Here is a 15,966-nt window from a genome sequence, read left to right as displayed (position 1 = left end):
ATGAGCGACACCCATGCCCAGACCGTCCCCTTCGTCCGCGACACGATGTTGCCCTCGGCCGCGCCGCCGATCCGCGAATCGGGGGCGGTCAAATGGATGCGCGAGAACCTGTTCTCGGGCCCGGTGAACACGATCCTGACCCTGCTGGGGCTGCTGATCGTCTGGTTCCTGATCGCCACCTTCTGGGACTGGTTCGCCCATTCGGTCTGGAACGCCTCCAGCCTGAACGAGTGCCGCGAGATCATCACGGCCACCTGGGGCGACAACGCGCGCGGCGCCTGTTTCGCGGTCATCCGCGAGCGCTGGAACCAGTACCTCTTCGGCTTCTATCCCCAGAACCTGTACTGGCGCCCGACGATGACCTTCGGACTGCTGATGGTCGCCCTGGCGCCGGTGCTGTTCTCGGCCTCGCTGACCATCCGCCGGGTGGTGCTGGCCATCACCGCCGTCGTCACGCTGTGGGCGATGGTGGTGCTGGGCGCCCCGGTGGTCTGGCTGGCCTTCGCGGTGCTGGTGCTGGCCGGTGGCGGCTATCTGTCCGAGCGCAACATCACCTGGCTTCTGCCTTTCTCGGCCATCTACCCGCTCCTGGGGGTGTGGTTCCTGTGGGGCGGCAGCCTGTGGGGGCCGATCTTCGTGCTGGTCGGGCCGCTGCTGGGCTGGATCGCCTGGCGGCTTGTGTCGCGGGTTTCGCCGCTGCTGGCGACCGTGGCGGCGATCCTCGTCACGCTGGTCTTCTGGATGGTCTTCGCGGGCGACGCGACGGGCGATGCCGAGCGGTTGCTGTCGCTGTCCATCGAATCGGTGCGGTCCGACCGCTTCGGCGGCTTCCTTCTGTCGCTGACCATCGGGGTGGCGGGCATCGCGCTGTCGCTGCCCCTGGGCATCGTGCTGGCGCTGGCGCGGCAGTCGGACATGTTCCTGATCAAGTCGCTGTCGGTGATCTTCATCGAGTTCATCCGGGGCGTGCCGCTGATCACGCTGCTGTTCGTGGCCTCGCTGCTGCTGAACTATTTCCTGCCGCCCGGCACCAGCTTCGACATCATCCTGCGGGTCATCATCATGGTGACGATCTTTGCCGCCGCCTACATGGCCGAGGTGATCCGCGGCGGCCTGGCCGCCCTGCCCAAGGGCCAGTACGAGGCCGCCGACGCCCTGGGGCTGGACTACTGGAAGGCGCAGCGGCTGATCGTGCTGCCGCAGGCGCTGAAGATCAGCATTCCCGGCATCGTCTCGACCTTCATCGGCATGTTCAAGGACACCACGCTGGTGACCTTCGTGGGCCTTTACGACCCGCTGAAGTCCATGTCGGACGCGGTGCGCGCCAATATCGAATGGAAGGGCATCTACTGGGAGCCGTTCATCTTCGTGGGCGGCATCTTCTTTCTCATCTGCTTCGGCATGTCGCGATACTCGATGTATCTGGAACGCCGTCTGCAACGTGACCACAGGTAAGGACCGGCGCCATGAGCGAACAGACCATCCCCCGCCAGATCGACCGCAGCCAGATGACGGTCAGCGACGAGGTCGCCATCGACATCCGCAACATGAACAAGTGGTTCGGATCCTTCCACGTGCTGCGCGACATCGACCTGACCGTGCATCGCGGCGAGCGCATCGTGATCGCCGGCCCCTCGGGGTCGGGCAAGTCGACGCTGATCCGCTGCATCAACCGGCTGGAGGAGCATCAGGCCGGCCATATCGTCATCGACGGGGTCGAGCTGACCAGCGACATCAAGAACATCGACAAGGTCCGCTCCGAGGTCGGGATGGTGTTCCAGCATTTCAACCTGTTTCCGCATCTGACCGTGCTGGAGAACTGCACCCTGGCGCCCATCTGGGTGCGCAAGGTGCCACGGAAGCAGGCCGAGGCGACCGCGATGCGGTTCCTGGAGAAGGTCAAGATCCCCGAGCAGGCCGACAAGTATCCGGGCCAGCTGTCGGGCGGCCAGCAGCAGCGCGTCGCCATCGCGCGGTCGCTGTGCATGCAGCCCAAGATCATGCTGTTCGACGAGCCGACCAGCGCGCTGGATCCCGAGATGATCAAGGAGGTCCTGGACACGATGATCCAGCTGGCCGAGGAGGGGATGACGATGATCTGCGTCACCCACGAGATGGGCTTTGCCCAGGCCGTGGCCAATCGCGTGATCTTCATGGATCAGGGCCAGATCGTCGAGCAGAACAACCCGACCGACTTCTTCAACAACCCCAAGTCCGAGCGCACGAAGCTGTTTCTCAGCCAGATCCTGGGGCATTGACGGCGCGGGGGGAGGGGGGCCCTGCCCCCCGCTGAGCTCCCCCCGGGATATGTTCGGACCGCCGCAGGGGCGGGGTCAGATGCGGCCGTCGAGGCGGATGAAGTCCATCACGCTGCCCTCGCCGGGGCGGATCTGGTCCCACGCGTCCACCTGGAAGTCGACGACCAGGGTCGCGGCGGTCGGATAGCGGCGGAAGTCCGGGTCCATCGGCGGGCGCGCCGGCAGCAGCGCGGCGAAGTCCGAGATGCCGGGATTGTGGCCCAGCATCATGACCGTGGGCATGGTCGCGGTCTTCAGGATCGCCATCATCCGGTCGGCGCCTGCCTGGTAGAGGCCGGGCTCGATCCGCATCACGGGGCGCACCTCGAGGGGGGCGCCCGCGAGGACGGCCCAGGTTTCCTGGGTGCGGGCGGAGGAGGAGCAGAGCACCTCCTCGGGCTCGTAGCCCCGGCTGGCCAACCAGTCCCCGAGCGCGCGGGCCGAGCGGCGGCCGCGGTCGTTCAGGGGCCGGTCATGGTCGTCCAGCAGGGGGTCGTCCCAAGCCGATTTCGCATGGCGGGTCAGGATCAGGCGTCGGTGTCCGAGTGGGGTCATGAAGGATATGCCTCTTGTGCCATGCCGTCAGTTTTAGCAGCCTGCCACAGGCATTGCCGGTCCGGCAAGCAATCAGGTCACAATCCGACATCGCCCTGCCGGAGGCCGCGCGGCTTGACGCGCGGCTCGGTGGTGCGGATCAGCGACCCGGCGCCATGTTCGGTGAACAGCTCGAGCAGGCAGGCATTGGGCACGCGGCCGTCCAGGATCACCACGGCGCGCACGCCGTCCTTCAGCGCCTTCAGCGCCGTCTCGGTCTTGGGGATCATGCCGCCGGCGATCTGGCCGTCGTCGATCATCGCGCGGACCTGATCGGGATGCAGCTGCGTGACGACCTGTCCGGTGGCGTCCTTGACGCCCGCCACATCGGTCAAGAGCAGCAGGCGGTCGGCCTGCAGCGCGCCCGCGATGGCGCCCGCCGCGGTGTCGCCGTTCACGTTGAAGGTCTCGTTGTCCTCCATCCCGGTGGCCACGGGGGCGATGACCGGGATCATGCCCGCGGTGTAGAGGTCCCGGATGATCTGGACGTTCATCTCGACCGGGCGGCCGACGAAGCCCAGTTCGGGATCGTCCGCCTCGCAGACCATCATGTCGTCGTCCTTGCCCGAGATGCCGACGGCGCGCCCGCCCGCGTCGTTGATGGCCTGGACGATGCGCTTGTTGACGAGGCCCGACAGCACCATCTCGACCACCTCGACGGTCTCCTTGGTGGTCACGCGCTTGCCGCGCACGAAGCGGCTTTCGATGCCCAGCTTGGCCAGCAGGTCGTTGATCATCGGGCCGCCGCCGTGGCAGACGACCGGGTTCATGCCGACCTGCTTCATCAGCACGACATCGCGGGCGAATTCGGCCATCGCGTCATCGTCGCCCATCGCATTGCCGCCGAACTTGACCACGACGACAGAGCCCGAATAGCGCTGCAGATAGGGCAGCGCCTCGGAGAGGGTGCGAGCGGTGGCGATCCAGTCCCGGTTCATGTTCTGCGTTCTCATCCTGAAAAGCCCCGTGTTGACGGGGGCGACCCTAGGACGGCAGGACGGATCAGTCCAGCCCGGCGATGATCGTGCGCAGGGTGGCGATGCCGTGGCCCTTTTCCGAGCTGGTCACCACCAGTTCGGGATAGGCGGCGGGGTGCTTCTGCAACGCCTCGCGGACCTGGTCCAGCACCGGCAGAAGCGCGTTCGGGCCCAGCTTGTCGGTCTTGGTCATCACCACCTGGAAGGGGACGGCCGAGCGGTCCAGCAGCGTCATGATCTCGTGGTCGACATCCTTCACGCCGTGGCGCGAATCGATCAGGCAGAAGGCGCGGCGCAGGGTCTGGCGGCCGGCGAGGTAGGATTTCAGCAGGGCCTGCCACTTGGCGACGATGGCCAGCGGCGCCTTGGCGAAACCATAGCCGGGCAGGTCGACCAGATAGGCCTGCTCGCCCAAGGCGAAGTAGTTGATCTCCTGCGTGCGGCCCGGCGTGTTCGAGGCCCGCGCGATCCCCTTGCGCCCTGTCAGGGCGTTGATCAGGCTGGACTTGCCGACATTGGATCGGCCTGCAAAGCAGACCTCTGGGCGGTTCGGGGGCGGCAACCCGTCCATGTGGACGACGCCCTTCACGAAATCGACCGGGCCCGCGAACAGCAGGCGCGCGGCCTCGGCGGCTTCGGGATCGGGATCGGGGGCGGTGGGGAAGGCGACTTTCATGCGGAGACCTGATCCTGAAGGCGGAGCTGGCCGCCGGTGACGACCTCGGCAAAGACGCCGAAATCCGTGTGGCCGTAAAGGCGGTCCAGCGCGGCGACCATGTCGATGTCGGGCTGGCCCGTGTCGGTATTCGCGCTGGTCGCGTCGCAGCGCCCGACATGGGCGGCGATGCGCAACTCGACCGCGCCGATGCGGATGACCTGGCCGATCAGCTCACGCTCGGCAAAGGGGGCCCAGCCTTCGATCCACAGATTGCCGCGCCAGCGATGCGTGCCCAAGAGTTGCCCGGTGCGGGTTTCGAGATCGCGCAGGCTGTCCAGCGACAGGATCGAGAGCCACGGCCATTTCTGGTCGGTCCAGATCGCCGCCCCGCGCACCAGACGCGAGGGGGCGGGCGCGCCTTGGGGCCAGAGCGGGCGCAGCCAGTCGATCAGGCGCGCGCCCTCGGTCTCGGGGTCCAGGGAGAGGCTGCCGTGGCGGGGATGGGACAGGGTCAGCCGCCCCTCGGACCAGCCGCCCGTGACGGCTTGCAGGTCGGCCGAGACGACGCCGCGCAGGAAGCAGGACTTGGGCAGCCAGCGATCCGGCTGCCCGTCGGTCTGGCTGGCCACGGCGTGGCGTTCGCCGGCCTCGGTCAGGACCGCCCATTCGCGGTCGCCGGGCAGGCGGCGGGCCGCCTGCAGGGTGACGTGTTCCAGCCCCTCTCCGCCGACCGACTTGATCGGATGGCGGCGGATCAGGGCCAGATGCGCGGTCACTTGCCGGCGCCTCCCTTGCCGGGCTTGTCGCTGGGCTTGGCAGGCGAGATCCGCTTGCGCGCGGGGATCGAGGACTTGACGTTGCCCAGAAGGTCGGGCCGCGCGCCGTGCATGGTCATGATCGTGTACTGCTGCAGGATCGTGATCACGTTGTTGGTGATCCAGTACAGCACCAGACCCGAGGCGAAGCCGCCCAGCATGAACATGAAGATCCACGGCATCCAGGCAAAGATCATCTTCTGTGCCGGATCGGTGGGCGCCGGGTTCAGCCGCTGCTGCAGCCACATGCTGATGCCGAGCGCGATGGCCAGCGCGGGCAGGGTCAGCGAATGCAGCAGGGTCCCCTGCGCCGGCACGCCATAGGGCAGCAGCCCGTAGAGGTTCAGCAGGCTGGAGGGGTCGGGCGCAGACAGATCCTGGATCCAGCCCAGCCATGGGGCGTGGCGCAGTTCGATCGTGACGAAGATCACCTTGTAGAGCGAGAAGAAGATCGGGATCTGCAGCAGGATCGGCAGGCAGCCCGCGGCGGGGTTCACCTTTTCCCGCTTGTACAGCTCCATCACTTCTTTCTGGAACTTCATGCGGTCGTCGCCGGTGCGGGACTTGATCTCCTCCATCTGGGGCTGCAGTTCCTTCATCTTCGCCATCGAGATGTAGGATTTGCGGGCCAGCGGGAAGACCAGCGTCTTGAGCACGAAGGTCAGCGCGATGATCGCCCAGCCCATGTTGCCGATATAGCTGTTGAGGAAATGCAGCAGCTGGAAGATCGGCTTGGTCAGGAAGTAGAACCAGCCCCAGTCGATCGAGTCCACGAAACCCTCAATGCCCGGGGTCTCCTCGTAGTCGCGCAGGACCTCCCACACCTTGGCGCCCGCGAACAGATAGCTGTCGGCGGACAGCGAGGTGCCGGGCTGGACGGTCTGCATCGGGAACCGGGCTTCGGTCTGGTAGATGTCGGCCCCCTCGACATATTTCACAACGGCGGTGAAGGCCTGCCCCGGCGCGGGCGCCAGCGAGGTCATCCAGTACTTGTCAGTGAACCCGATCCAGCCGTTCCCGGCGATCTCGTAGACGTCGGCCCGGCCCTCGCGCGCGATGGGGTCCAGTTCGGTCATCGCGTCGTATTTCGTCTCGATCAGGGTGCCGTCATGCATCCCCACCACGCCTTCATGCAGGATGAAGAAATTCTCGGTCTGCGGGCGTCCGTGCCGGGCGATGAGGCCGTAGGGCGCGGCGGCGAAGGCGGCATCGCCGTTGTTCTCCAGGCTTTGCGAGACGCTGAACAGATAGTTCTCGTCCAGCGAGAAGCTGCGGCGGAAGATCTGCCCCGCCCCGTTGTCCCAAGCCAGCGTGACCGGCTGGCCGGGTGCCAGGATCTCGCCCGATTCCAAGGTCCAGACCGTGGCGGGGTTGGGCACCAAGGCGGCATCGACGCCCGGCCCGGGGGTCCAGCCATAGACGGCGTAATAGGGTTGGGTGACGTTGATGTTGACGCGGTCATCCGCCGTGGCGGACGAGGGCGACAGCAGGCGCACGTCGGGCGCGCCTTCGTCCCGGGTTTCGTCATAGCGGGTCAGCAGCAGGTCGTCGATGCGTCCGCCGGCCAGCGAGATCGAGCCCGCCAGCGCCGGCGACTGGATCGCCACGCGCCCTGCCGGTTCCGCCGTCTCGGGCGCTGCGGCCAGATCGGCGGGGGCCGCGCCATCGGCCACGCCGGGCACGGCCGGGACCAGCGGCTGGTCGCCGATGCTCTGTTCCGCCAAGGGAACGCCCGAGGGCTGGTCGGAGACCGGCTCGGGGGCGAAGACCGTATACCAGACCAGGATCACCAGAAACGACAGGACCGTCGCCAGGATCAGATTGCGGTTGTTGTCTTCCATTCGGTCACCACTGTCATCGCGTCAGTCGGGCCGGTTCAACAGAACACACCCCTAAAGGTCAAGCGCATTTGCCATCCGGGGCAGGATTGCAAGGGAATTCGCGCAAGGACGGGGGGTCGTCCCCGGTCGGGAAGGCCGGGGTGACGTGGCGGCAGCGGGGCGGTGGCGGCGCCGCTAGCCCCGCCAGGCGATGGTGGGCAGGTCGGCGGCGGCCTGTCGGTGGCGGGCCAGGAAGTTGCAGCTGTCGCTGAGCGGCATCGGGCGTTCGATGGCATAGCCCTGCAGCTCGTCGCAGCCCATCTGCGAGAGGAAGGCGAATTCCTCGCGCGTCTCGACCCCCTCGGCCAGCACCGACAGGCCAAGACGCTCGGCCAGGGCCAGGATGGCCAGAATCATGCGCTGCTGGCCCTCGTCCAGGTCGCAGGCGGTGACGAAGCTGCGGTCGATCTTGATGCGGTTGATGCCGAACTGGCGGATCGCGTCCAGGCTGGCATATCCCGTGCCGAAATCGTCCAGGTCGATCCGGCAGCCCGCGCGCGACAGGCGGCGCAGGTTCTCCAGCGTTTGCGCGTTCGAGGTCATCGGCCCCACGCTTTCCAGCACCTCGACCACCAGGCGCCTTGGCGGGATGTCGTGGCGGTCCATCTCCCACAAGAGGCAGTCGGCGAAGCCCTGGTCGGACAGCTCGCAATTCGAGATGTTGATCGACACGGTCGGCACCTCGAACCCCTCCTCGTCCCAGCAGCGCAGTGCGGACAGGGCCTGGGCCAGCATGAACAGGGCCAGCGTGTTGTGATCGGCCGGGGTCATCTGCGCCAGGAACGCGCCCGGCGTCAGCAGGCCGTGGACCGGGTGATGCCAGCGGGCCAGCGCCTCGAACCCGGCGATGTCGCCCGAATTGCAGCAGACCTGCGGCTGGAACCAGGCCACCATCTGCCCGGCCACGATCGCGTCGCTGACCGTCGCGGGCAGGCCGGGGCCGGACAGCTGCGGGTCGTGGGAATACAGAGACAGCCGCCCCAGATCGGCATCGGCCACCATCTGCATCCGCTGGCGGGCATTGTCCATCATGGCGGCGACCGGGGGCAGGTCGGGGGCATCGGCATGGATCAGCACGCCCGTCATCACCGGAGTGATCTGCTGGCCCGCCAGCGACACCGGCCCCTGTCCCTGCAGCAGCAGGCGCCGCGCGACGGCCGCCGCGTCGCGCAGCGTCCTGTTGTGCAGCAGGACCGAGAAATGCCCCGGCGCCGCCAACTGCACCGGATCGCAGGGCCGCACCGCCGCGCCCAGGGTCAGGGTCAGATGGTCCAGCAGGTGCTGCATGGCCAGCCGGTCCAGGAAGCTGCCCAGGGTCCGGGTGTTTTCCAGCCGCAGCAGCAGCACGCTGCGCGAGACGTCGCGCGCATGGTCCGATTGGCCCAGCAGGCTGCGAAAAGGCGAGAACAGGCGGGTTACGTTCATCGACATGCCGGACCTTTCACGGAATCACCGGCATCAGGATTAGGGCAAATGTCTTTTCGGTGTGTTAATGGCCCGCGTCGGGATCGCGCAGGACCGGCACGGGGTCCGGCATCCGGGCCGGATCGGGCGCCAGAAGTCCTGAAAAATCGAACAGTTCACGGTCCAGCAGATGCGAGGGGCGCACGTTCATCAGCGCCCGGAACATCACCTGCCGCCGCCCCGGCATGCGCGTCTCCCATTCGTCCAGCATCCGCTTGACCTGCACGCGCTGCAGCCCGTCCTGGCTGCCGCACAGATCGCAGGGGATGATCGGATAGGCCATCGCCCGCGCGAAGCGGTCGCAATCGGCCTCGGCCACATAGGCCAGCGGGCGCAGGACGGTCAGGTCGCCCTCTTCGTTCAGCAGCTTGGGGGGCATGGTGGCCAGTCGCCCGCCATGGAACAGGTTCATGAAGAAGGTTTCCAGCATGTCGTCGCGGTGATGGCCCAGCACCACGGCGGAACATCCCTCCTCCCGCGCGATGCGGTACAGGTTGCCGCGCCGCAGCCGCGAACAGAGCGCGCAATAGGTGCGCCCGGCGGGCACCTTGTCCGTCACGATGGAATAGGTGTCGCGGTAGTCGATGCGGTGCGGGACGCCGCGTGCCTCGAGGAACCGGGGCAGCACGGTCGCCGGAAAGTTCGGCTGGCCCTGGTCCAGGTTGCAGGCCAGCAGGTCCACCGGCAGCAGCCCGCGCCATTGCAGTTCATGCAGTACGGCCAGCAGGGTATAGCTGTCCTTGCCGCCCGACAGGCAGACCAGCCAGCGGTCGCCGGGGCGGACCATGGCGAAATCCTCGATCGCGGCGCGGGTCTCTCGGACCAGGCGCTTGCGCAGCTTGCGGAACTCGGTCGACTGCGGGGCGCCCGCGAACAGCGGATGGATCTCGGTTGTGTCAGCGTCGTCCAGCATCGCGGGCCCCTTCGTGATCGGGATCGGCGCCGGGCACCGGGTCATAGCCGTGCCCGCCCCAGGGGTGGCAGCGCCCGATCCGCCGCAGCGCCAGCCAGCCGCCGCGCAGGGCGCCATGGCGGGCCAGCGCGTCCAGCGCATAGGCCGAGCAGGTGGGCTGGAACCGGCAGCCATGCCCCACCCAGGGCGAGGCGACCAGACGATAGCCGCGCACCGGCAGGGCCAGAAGGCGCGCCAGCGGGCTCATCTGTGGATCTTGTCCATCGCGCGGGCGAAATCCGCGCGCAGTTCGGCGAAGTCGCGGGCGATGGTGGCCTCGGGACGGCCCACGAGGACGTAATCCCATCCGGGCTGGCCAAGCCCCTGCAGGCCAAGTCGGGCCACCTCGCGCAGGCGGCGCTTGGCGCGGTTGCGGGCGACGGCATTGCCGATCTTCTTGGAACAGGTGAAGCCGATCCGTGCCGGCCCGTCATCGTCGCGGCGCCGGGCCTGCAGCAGGAAGCCGGGCATCCCCTGGCGCCGCGCGCGGGCGGCGGCCAGGAAGTCGGCGCGCTGGCGCAGGACGGGCGGCATCGGGAACCGCGCAGGATCGGACATGCGAAATGCCGCCGTGCCGTCATCCTGGGGCTGAATGTCAGCGGGATGGGGCAGGGGCGGCATGTCGAAAGCCCTTGTGAGGCGGTCTTGGCCGCCGACCGGATCGCGGGGGATCAGGCCGACAGACGCTTGCGGCCCTTGGCGCGGCGGGCGTTCAGGACGCGGCGGCCGCCCTTGGTGGCCATGCGCGCGCGAAAGCCGTGGCGGCGCGCACGAACGAGGTTCGACGGTTGGAAGGTGCGCTTCATGGTCAGTCTCCGGGTCGGTTCTTGCGGGGGGCATCAGGACAGAGCAGATTGCAGGCAACTGCCCTGCGCCACGGCGCCGGTTGTTTCGAAGCCCGCTGATTAGGGGTAATGACGGCCCACGTCAACTGCCGAAACCCGAAAACCCTGTCTTGGGCCCTCAGGGAACCCTGCATCGATCACATTCGTTTGATGCGACAACCCGCAATCGCGCGGCTGACAAGCGCCGCCCGCCCCGACATAACCCCGGACAAGATGCGACCGAACACGATCTCTGGCCGATTCGCTGTACTGACGACCATGTTCGTCGTTCTGGCGGAGCTGTTCATCCTGCTGCCCTCGCTGGCCGGATTCCGGCTGGATTATCTGGAAAGCCGCATGGAGCGGGCTCAGATCGCCAGCCTGGCCGTGCTGGCGACTGACGAATCGATCGCGCTGGATCTGGAATCCGAGCTGCTGGCGACCGCCGGGGTCCTGAACGTGGTGCTGCGCCGCGACGATGTCCGCCAGTTGGTCCTGTCCTCGCCCATCCCCGGGCCCATCATCGCCACCTACGATCTGCGGACCGAGGGCGTGCTGCAGACCATCGACGATTCGCTGGCGGCCTTGGCCGACCGGCAGAACCGGGTGATCCGGGTGATCGGCGCACCGGTGAATCAGGCCGGGCAGCTGATCGAGATCACCATCGAGACCGCGCCCCTGCGTCTGGCCATGATCGACTATGGCCTGCGGCTTCTGGCCGTGTCGGCGGCGTTCTCCATCCTGACCGCCGTGCTGCTGTTCCTGGCGGCGCAGCGGCTGATCCTGGTGCCGATCCGCCGCGTGATCAGCCACATGTCGGCCTATGCCAGCGCGCCCGAGGACGTGCGCCACATCATCATCCCCGATGCCCGCCTGGCCGAGCTGCGCGAGGCGGAATCGGCGCTGCAGTCCATGCAGCAGACCGTGACCTCGTCCCTCAAGCAGAAGGAGCGGATGGCGCAGCTGGGTCAGGCCGTGGCCAAGATCAGCCACGACCTGCGCAACATCCTGACCACCGCCCAGATCTTCGCCGACCGGCTGGAGGACAGCGCCGATCCCGCTGTCCGCCGTGCCGCACCCAAGCTGGTCAAGTCGATCACCCGGGCCGTGAACCTCTGCGAGACGACGCTGGCCTTCGGCAAGGCCGAGGAGCCCGCGCCCACCCTGTCGCGCTTTCCGCTGGCCACGCTGGCCACCGAGGTGATCGAGGCCGAGACGCTGGCCGGCGAGGCGGCGGGCCAGGTCGAGTTCCTGACCGACATCCCGCCCAGCCTGACCATCCGGGCCGACCGCGACCAGCTGTACCGCGTGTTGGCCAACCTGTCGCGCAATGCCCGCCAGGCCATCGAGGCCACGGGCCAGCCCGGCACGATCGAGATCGGCGCCGGCGAGACCGAGGACGACTGGTGGATCAAGGTCTGCGACAGCGGCCCGGGCCTGCCAGACCGGGCGCGCGAATACCTGTTCAAGCCCTTCACCGGCAGCACCCGGCGTGGTGGCACGGGCTTGGGCCTGACCATCGCCGACGATCTGGTGCGCGGCCATGGCGGCCGCCTGGACCTGCTGCGCAGCGATGACGAGGGCAGCCAGTTCTGCATCCACATCCCCCGCGGCCTTGCCATGGGGGCGGACGCGCACCGCTGACCGGGGCCGGGCGGGGGGTTTTCGGCGGGCATTCGCGCGGACGCGGCCCATGTCAAAAAGACTTCATCTTTTTGCCCTTTGGCCCTTGCATCCCCCCGACCCTCCGGCTAATTCCTCGCCTTAGGTTGCACCCGTAGCTCAGCTGGATAGAGCACCAGACTACGAATCTGGGGGCCGGGCGTTCGAATCGCTCCGGGTGCACCATTTCTCCTTTCTTAAGATCCTTCAAGTTGCTGCGGACTCGCACGGGTCGGTCGTGCAAGACCCTGCGCATGACGATGGCCCGGGTCGCAGCTCCGGTTTAGGACAGCGCCCTACTTCGGTTCGGTGGTACGACCGATGACTTGCGCGGGGACGCCGCCCACGATGGTGCCGGCCGCGACATCGCGGCGCACGACCGAGTTCGCGCCGATGATCGCGTCGTCGCCGATGCAGACCGCCCCCAGGATCACGGCGCCCGCGCCGATCTCGACCCGGTCTCCGATCACGGGGCGGTCGTCCAGGCCGTCGCGCCGGGCGATGCCGAAGGTGGTGTTCTGGCGGATGGTCACGTCGTCGCCGATCCATTGCGCGACCAGGATCATGCCGCCGAAATGTTCCAGCCGCACGCGGCGTCCGACCCGGACGGTATAGGGCAGGTAGATCCCGGTCGAGCGCGAGACCCATCGGAACATGATCCGGTAGAGCAGCGTCATCGGCGCCCGCAGCGGCTTGCGAAAGCCCATGCGCCAGTTGCCGAAGCGGTGCCAGAACAGCGCCCAGAACCCTTCCGAGAACCAGTCGCTGTCATGGCTGCGGTAATCCTCGGCGATCAGGGCACGCAGGCCGATGCCCGGGGGATTCGAATCGGGGCTTCCCCGCCCAGGGACAAAGCGGATGTCCGTGGCGGCCCTGATCTTCCAGCTTTGATGGGTCATCCCGGTGGCCTTGCCCGAACCGCCCTGACCGCGTGGCGCGGGAAATCGCGAAAGAACCCCCGGGGCGCCGCCGGGGACTGGCCGCGCAGGCGGGCCAAAGGGACGTTCAGCACCGCCCCGGCCATCCAGCCCAAGGCCGCCCGCAGGGCGCCGCCCCGGCCCGCGGTCTTGACGTGATAATGCCGCCACGAATCGTACCAGTAGGAGGGGTGCCGCCTGCGCGGCCCGCCGTCGTCCTTCATCCCGGTCGCCGCGCCCTCGGCATGGCGCACCCGCGCGCCGGGGACATACAGGACCTGATGGCCGGCCGCGCGGATGCGGTGCATCAGCTCGACCTCTTCGAAATAGAGAAAAAAGTCAGGATCGAAGCCGCCGGTCCGGCGCAGCACAGACAGGCGGAACATCACGGCGGCTCCCGCCACCCAATCGACCGGCCCATCAGGATGGTCGGGGGGCAGGGGCACCATCCGGGTGTCGAAGAGGCGCGTGATCGGGCCGAAATTCGTGGCCTGCGCGAAGGCGCCGCGGGCCGAGGGAAATCGGAAGGCCGCCGTGACCGGCTGGCCCGAGGGCAGCGAGATGCCCGCTCCGGCCACCGCCGCACAGGGCGTGGCGTCCAGCCGGTCGGCCAGGATTGCCAAGGCCTCGTTTTCCAGCGCCGCGTCGGGATTGAGCAGGAAGACATGATCCGGCGCGTCCGGCCGGGCCAGCAGCGCGTCGATGACCAGATTGTTGCCGCGCCCGAAGCCGTGGTTCACCGGTTCCAGCCACAGCGTGACCCGGGCGCCCCAGTCCTCTGCCGCGTGATGCCGTGCCAGCACGGCGGCATCGTCGCCGGGCGAGGCATTGTCGACGACATGCACCTCGACCCGGCGCCCGCCGTGATGGCGGTCCAGGACGCTGCGGATGCCCGCGACCGTCAGCTCGGCCGTGCCGTAGTTCACGATGATCACGGCCAAAGACGACCCACGCGCGGGCGTCGCGCCAAGGCGCGCGGGGGTCTCAGGACACATGAGAGATATCAGGCGACGTGCGTTGTCCGTCCGTGATCGCCGAAGACGGTGCGATCGGGCAGGGAGAGGGTTTCATCGACAATCTGCACAATCCGATCCGTCGCCCTTGCGCCGATCCGGACGCCCTTCAGCCCGGCCGAGATCGGCGGGTTCGTGGTCGGATCGTCATGGCCCTCGATATCGGCGAAGACCGTATCGTAGTGGCACCGGGAAACATGCGCACATTTGAAGAAGTCTCCCCACCTGTGCAACTGGATCTGACGGTTGGCCAGTTCAATTACCCGTGCGCCGGGCTTGGCGAAGACCATGTTGGCCAGTCCCGCCCCATGGGGCGCGATGACGATGTCGGCCCGGTTCATGGTCGCGATCTGCTCCAGCGGGGACAGCCGCTCGAAGATGACCTTCTCAAAGCCGCGGGCGGTCAGTTCGGCCAGCAGGGGCTCGTGACCGCTGAGGCCGCGCGCGCGGGCCTCGCCGCCCTCGTCCCGATCCATCCAGATCAGGCGCGGGGTCGGGCCAACATTGGCCAGCTCCATCTGCAGCAGGGCGACCTTGCGCAGCAGCCCCAGGCTGGATTCGTAGGACTGCATGCAGGCCTTCTTCACATGCAGCGGATCGGTGGCCATCTGGCGCCATGCCGGATCCGTGCCCTCGTCCTGCAGCGCCTGCTCGACCAAGGGGTCGTTGACCGCCGACAGGTAGTGCTGGTGGCTGTAGACCGAACGCACCGCGTCGAAGCGCACCGGCTTGACGACGAACTGCACGCGATGGGTCAGGCTGGGATAGATCGCGTCGATGAAGCGGCGCAGGAACCCCTTGATCGAGTTGTCGGGCAGGTGCAGCGAGATCGGCCTGTCCGAAGTGTCGTCCAGGTAATGCGCCAGCGAGCCCAGGGTCTCGGTCAGGAAGTGATAGTAGTTGAAGCCGTTCTTCAGCTCGATCGAGATGTCCAGTTCCGCCGCCTCGGCCGCGTCATAGACCGGCATGGGCGACGTGGCGTGGTCGCGCGATTCGCGCAGCAGCGCGATATGGGGGCTTTCCTCGCCCTTGGCGGGGTTGGCCAGTTCGAACTTCTTGCGGGCCCGGTTTCCCGAGGCGCCGTTCAGCCAGAACCGCCCACCAAGCGTCACCAGACCATGCGCGAAGCGCGCGTTCTGCAGCACGACCGGAGAACTGCGGACTTCCAGGACATTCTTGGGCAGAAGCTCCATCCGGCGGTCGATCGAGGCCTGCTGCTGGGCCTTCAGGTCATCGTTGTCGCTGGCCGCGAAGGCGCGGATTTCCGCGGAATCGACCTTGCGGACGATCCAGCTGGGCGAGGTGCCGATGTAAGAGATATTCCCGTGCAGCGTCGGAACGTGCAGAATGTCGGCCGGGGGCAAACGCCATTTTTCGTGCATAAAAGTCACCCACCATTTAAGGATCAAAGGATCGAAAGCTGACCTTGCTCCGACTTTGCCCTCTGGCACGGCCAGCAAAACAAGGGCGATCGGTTGACAATGATCTAAACCGTTTCCTACAAAAGGTCGAGGTGGACCGGCCTGTACAAAAGGGCAGAAGAACGAATGCGTGTATTAATCAAATATTAAGTTGTGATCCGATGACCTGACTTTTTGGATAGGTATTAGGTGCGGGTTTTTGCCTGAAAAGACAGTTTATCGGCTGTGCCGCGCGTCCCGAAATCTTGGTATAGATGCGTATCGGGACTCCGGTGGTTTATGCTGCCGCTTTTCAAACAACCGGCACGTGCTTTTTGGTGTGCGGCCGATTTGTCATCTTGATCTTGGTAATTCCGTATTTGGTGGCGTTTTCCTTCATGAGACATCTGTCCTTCACACCCCTCCCCTGCTGTCCAGAGTTGCAAGGCGGCCCCGGCCCGGCATCCTTGGGGGCGAGCAGCCGCGTTCCTGGCCCCCTCGGCAGGAGGGTCG

16 protein-coding genes and 1 tRNA gene are annotated in these 15,966 nt (G+C 67.0%); 4 read left to right on the top strand and 13 right to left on the bottom strand.

Features of this window, described 5'->3' with window-relative positions:
- Positions 1 to 1,455 (top strand): amino acid ABC transporter permease, encoded by a 1,455-nt coding sequence (locus E4191_RS12945; protein ID WP_135313769.1) that lies wholly within the window; start codon positions 1 to 3, stop codon positions 1,453 to 1,455.
- A gap of 11 nt (positions 1,456 to 1,466) precedes the next feature.
- Complete coding sequence (locus tag E4191_RS12940; RefSeq protein ID WP_135313768.1) at positions 1,467 to 2,258, top strand: amino acid ABC transporter ATP-binding protein; 792 nt, start codon at positions 1,467 to 1,469, stop codon at positions 2,256 to 2,258.
- Positions 2,259 to 2,333: 75 nt separating this feature from the next.
- On the opposite strand, the gene E4191_RS12935 is transcribed toward E4191_RS12940, so the two are convergent.
- The 10 genes from E4191_RS12935 to rpmH form a co-directional block, all read right to left on the bottom strand.
- Entirely contained in the window at positions 2,334 to 2,852 is a 519-nt protein-coding gene (locus E4191_RS12935) for a SixA phosphatase family protein (protein ID WP_135313767.1), read from the bottom strand.
- A 77-nt stretch (positions 2,853 to 2,929) separates the two neighbouring features.
- A complete protein-coding gene (argB, locus tag E4191_RS12930; RefSeq protein ID WP_135314470.1) occupies positions 2,930 to 3,829 on the bottom strand; it encodes an acetylglutamate kinase in 900 nt (299 codons plus the stop codon).
- Positions 3,830 to 3,893: 64 nt separating this feature from the next.
- On the bottom strand, positions 3,894 to 4,544 hold the full coding sequence (gene yihA, locus E4191_RS12925) for a ribosome biogenesis GTP-binding protein YihA/YsxC (protein WP_135313766.1): 651 nt from the start codon (positions 4,542 to 4,544) through the stop codon (positions 3,894 to 3,896).
- Positions 4,541 to 5,302 carry an MOSC domain-containing protein gene (locus tag E4191_RS12920; protein WP_135313765.1) on the bottom strand — a complete coding sequence of 254 codons (762 nt, stop codon included), beginning with the start codon at positions 5,300 to 5,302 and terminating at the stop codon, positions 4,541 to 4,543. The genes yihA and E4191_RS12920 overlap by 4 nt, the downstream gene beginning before the upstream one ends.
- The gene (gene yidC / locus E4191_RS12915; RefSeq protein ID WP_135313764.1) at positions 5,299 to 7,182 is read right to left on the bottom strand and encodes a membrane protein insertase YidC; all 1,884 of its coding nucleotides are present in this window, start codon (positions 7,180 to 7,182) and stop codon (positions 5,299 to 5,301) included. The genes E4191_RS12920 and yidC overlap by 4 nt, the downstream gene beginning before the upstream one ends.
- 174 nt (positions 7,183 to 7,356) lie before the next feature.
- Positions 7,357 to 8,652, bottom strand: coding sequence for an EAL domain-containing protein (locus E4191_RS12910; RefSeq protein ID WP_135313763.1), 1,296 nt, complete (start codon positions 8,650 to 8,652; stop codon positions 7,357 to 7,359).
- Between the two features lie 58 nt (positions 8,653 to 8,710).
- Positions 8,711 to 9,598, bottom strand: coding sequence for a tRNA 2-thiocytidine(32) synthetase TtcA (gene ttcA, locus E4191_RS12905; protein ID WP_135313762.1), 888 nt, complete (start codon positions 9,596 to 9,598; stop codon positions 8,711 to 8,713).
- Positions 9,582 to 9,845, bottom strand: a complete 264-nt coding sequence (gene yidD, locus E4191_RS12900) for a membrane protein insertion efficiency factor YidD (RefSeq protein WP_135313761.1) — start codon at positions 9,843 to 9,845, stop codon at positions 9,582 to 9,584. The genes ttcA and yidD overlap by 17 nt, the downstream gene beginning before the upstream one ends.
- Complete coding sequence (gene rnpA / locus E4191_RS12895; protein ID WP_135314469.1) at positions 9,842 to 10,195, bottom strand: ribonuclease P protein component; 354 nt, start codon at positions 10,193 to 10,195, stop codon at positions 9,842 to 9,844. The genes yidD and rnpA overlap by 4 nt, the downstream gene beginning before the upstream one ends.
- 113 nt (positions 10,196 to 10,308) lie before the next feature.
- A complete protein-coding gene (gene rpmH / locus E4191_RS12890; RefSeq protein WP_028725980.1) occupies positions 10,309 to 10,443 on the bottom strand; it encodes a 50S ribosomal protein L34 in 135 nt (44 codons plus the stop codon).
- Between the two features lie 252 nt (positions 10,444 to 10,695).
- Here rpmH and E4191_RS12885 point away from each other — a divergent pair, with 252 nt between their 5' ends.
- Positions 10,696 to 12,105, top strand: a complete 1,410-nt coding sequence (locus E4191_RS12885) for a sensor histidine kinase (protein ID WP_135313760.1) — start codon at positions 10,696 to 10,698, stop codon at positions 12,103 to 12,105.
- Positions 12,106 to 12,232: 127 nt separating this feature from the next.
- Positions 12,233 to 12,309, top strand: a tRNA-Arg gene (locus E4191_RS12880).
- Positions 12,310 to 12,419: 110 nt separating this feature from the next.
- Here the strand turns inward: E4191_RS12880 and E4191_RS12875 are convergent.
- Genes E4191_RS12875 through E4191_RS12865 form a run of 3 tightly spaced genes read right to left on the bottom strand, consistent with a single transcriptional unit; the run spans position 12,420 to position 15,435 of the window.
- Entirely contained in the window at positions 12,420 to 13,022 is a 603-nt protein-coding gene (locus tag E4191_RS12875) for a serine O-acetyltransferase (protein ID WP_135313759.1), read from the bottom strand.
- Positions 13,019 to 14,035, bottom strand: coding sequence for a glycosyltransferase (locus E4191_RS12870; protein WP_135313758.1), 1,017 nt, complete (start codon positions 14,033 to 14,035; stop codon positions 13,019 to 13,021). Before E4191_RS12870 ends, E4191_RS12875 begins: the two co-directional genes overlap by 4 nt.
- Before the next feature lie 8 nt (positions 14,036 to 14,043).
- Positions 14,044 to 15,435 carry a glycosyltransferase 61 family protein gene (locus E4191_RS12865; protein ID WP_135313757.1) on the bottom strand — a complete coding sequence of 464 codons (1,392 nt, stop codon included), beginning with the start codon at positions 15,433 to 15,435 and terminating at the stop codon, positions 14,044 to 14,046.
- Positions 15,436 to 15,966: the final 531 nt, after the last annotated feature.

The organism is Paracoccus liaowanqingii (genome assembly GCF_004683865.2).
In the GTDB taxonomy this organism is placed as follows: Bacteria; Pseudomonadota; Alphaproteobacteria; order Rhodobacterales; family Rhodobacteraceae; genus Paracoccus; species Paracoccus liaowanqingii.
Note: the sequence above shows the minus strand (reverse complement) of the source record. Positions and strands in the feature narration are given on the sequence as shown.

Coding starts and splice junctions, on each gene's coding strand:
- E4191_RS12935 (WP_135313767.1), bottom strand. CDS start 2,852: ATGACCCCACTCGGACACCGACGCCTGATCCTGACCCGCCATGCGAAA.
- rnpA (WP_135314469.1), bottom strand. CDS start 10,195: ATGTCCGATCCTGCGCGGTTCCCGATGCCGCCCGTCCTGCGCCAGCGC.
- yidC (WP_135313764.1), bottom strand. CDS start 7,182: ATGGAAGACAACAACCGCAATCTGATCCTGGCGACGGTCCTGTCGTTT.
- yihA (WP_135313766.1), bottom strand. CDS start 4,544: ATGAAAGTCGCCTTCCCCACCGCCCCCGATCCCGATCCCGAAGCCGCC.
- argB (WP_135314470.1), bottom strand. CDS start 3,829: ATGAACCGGGACTGGATCGCCACCGCTCGCACCCTCTCCGAGGCGCTG.
- E4191_RS12940 (WP_135313768.1), top strand. CDS start 1,467: ATGAGCGAACAGACCATCCCCCGCCAGATCGACCGCAGCCAGATGACG.
- ttcA (WP_135313762.1), bottom strand. CDS start 9,598: ATGCTGGACGACGCTGACACAACCGAGATCCATCCGCTGTTCGCGGGC.
- E4191_RS12910 (WP_135313763.1), bottom strand. CDS start 8,652: ATGTCGATGAACGTAACCCGCCTGTTCTCGCCTTTTCGCAGCCTGCTG.
- E4191_RS12870 (WP_135313758.1), bottom strand. CDS start 14,035: ATGTGTCCTGAGACCCCCGCGCGCCTTGGCGCGACGCCCGCGCGTGGG.
- E4191_RS12945 (WP_135313769.1), top strand. CDS start 1: ATGAGCGACACCCATGCCCAGACCGTCCCCTTCGTCCGCGACACGATG.
- E4191_RS12875 (WP_135313759.1), bottom strand. CDS start 13,022: ATGACCCATCAAAGCTGGAAGATCAGGGCCGCCACGGACATCCGCTTT.
- yidD (WP_135313761.1), bottom strand. CDS start 9,845: ATGAGCCCGCTGGCGCGCCTTCTGGCCCTGCCGGTGCGCGGCTATCGT.
- rpmH (WP_028725980.1), bottom strand. CDS start 10,443: ATGAAGCGCACCTTCCAACCGTCGAACCTCGTTCGTGCGCGCCGCCAC.
- E4191_RS12865 (WP_135313757.1), bottom strand. CDS start 15,435: ATGCACGAAAAATGGCGTTTGCCCCCGGCCGACATTCTGCACGTTCCG.
- E4191_RS12885 (WP_135313760.1), top strand. CDS start 10,696: ATGCGACCGAACACGATCTCTGGCCGATTCGCTGTACTGACGACCATG.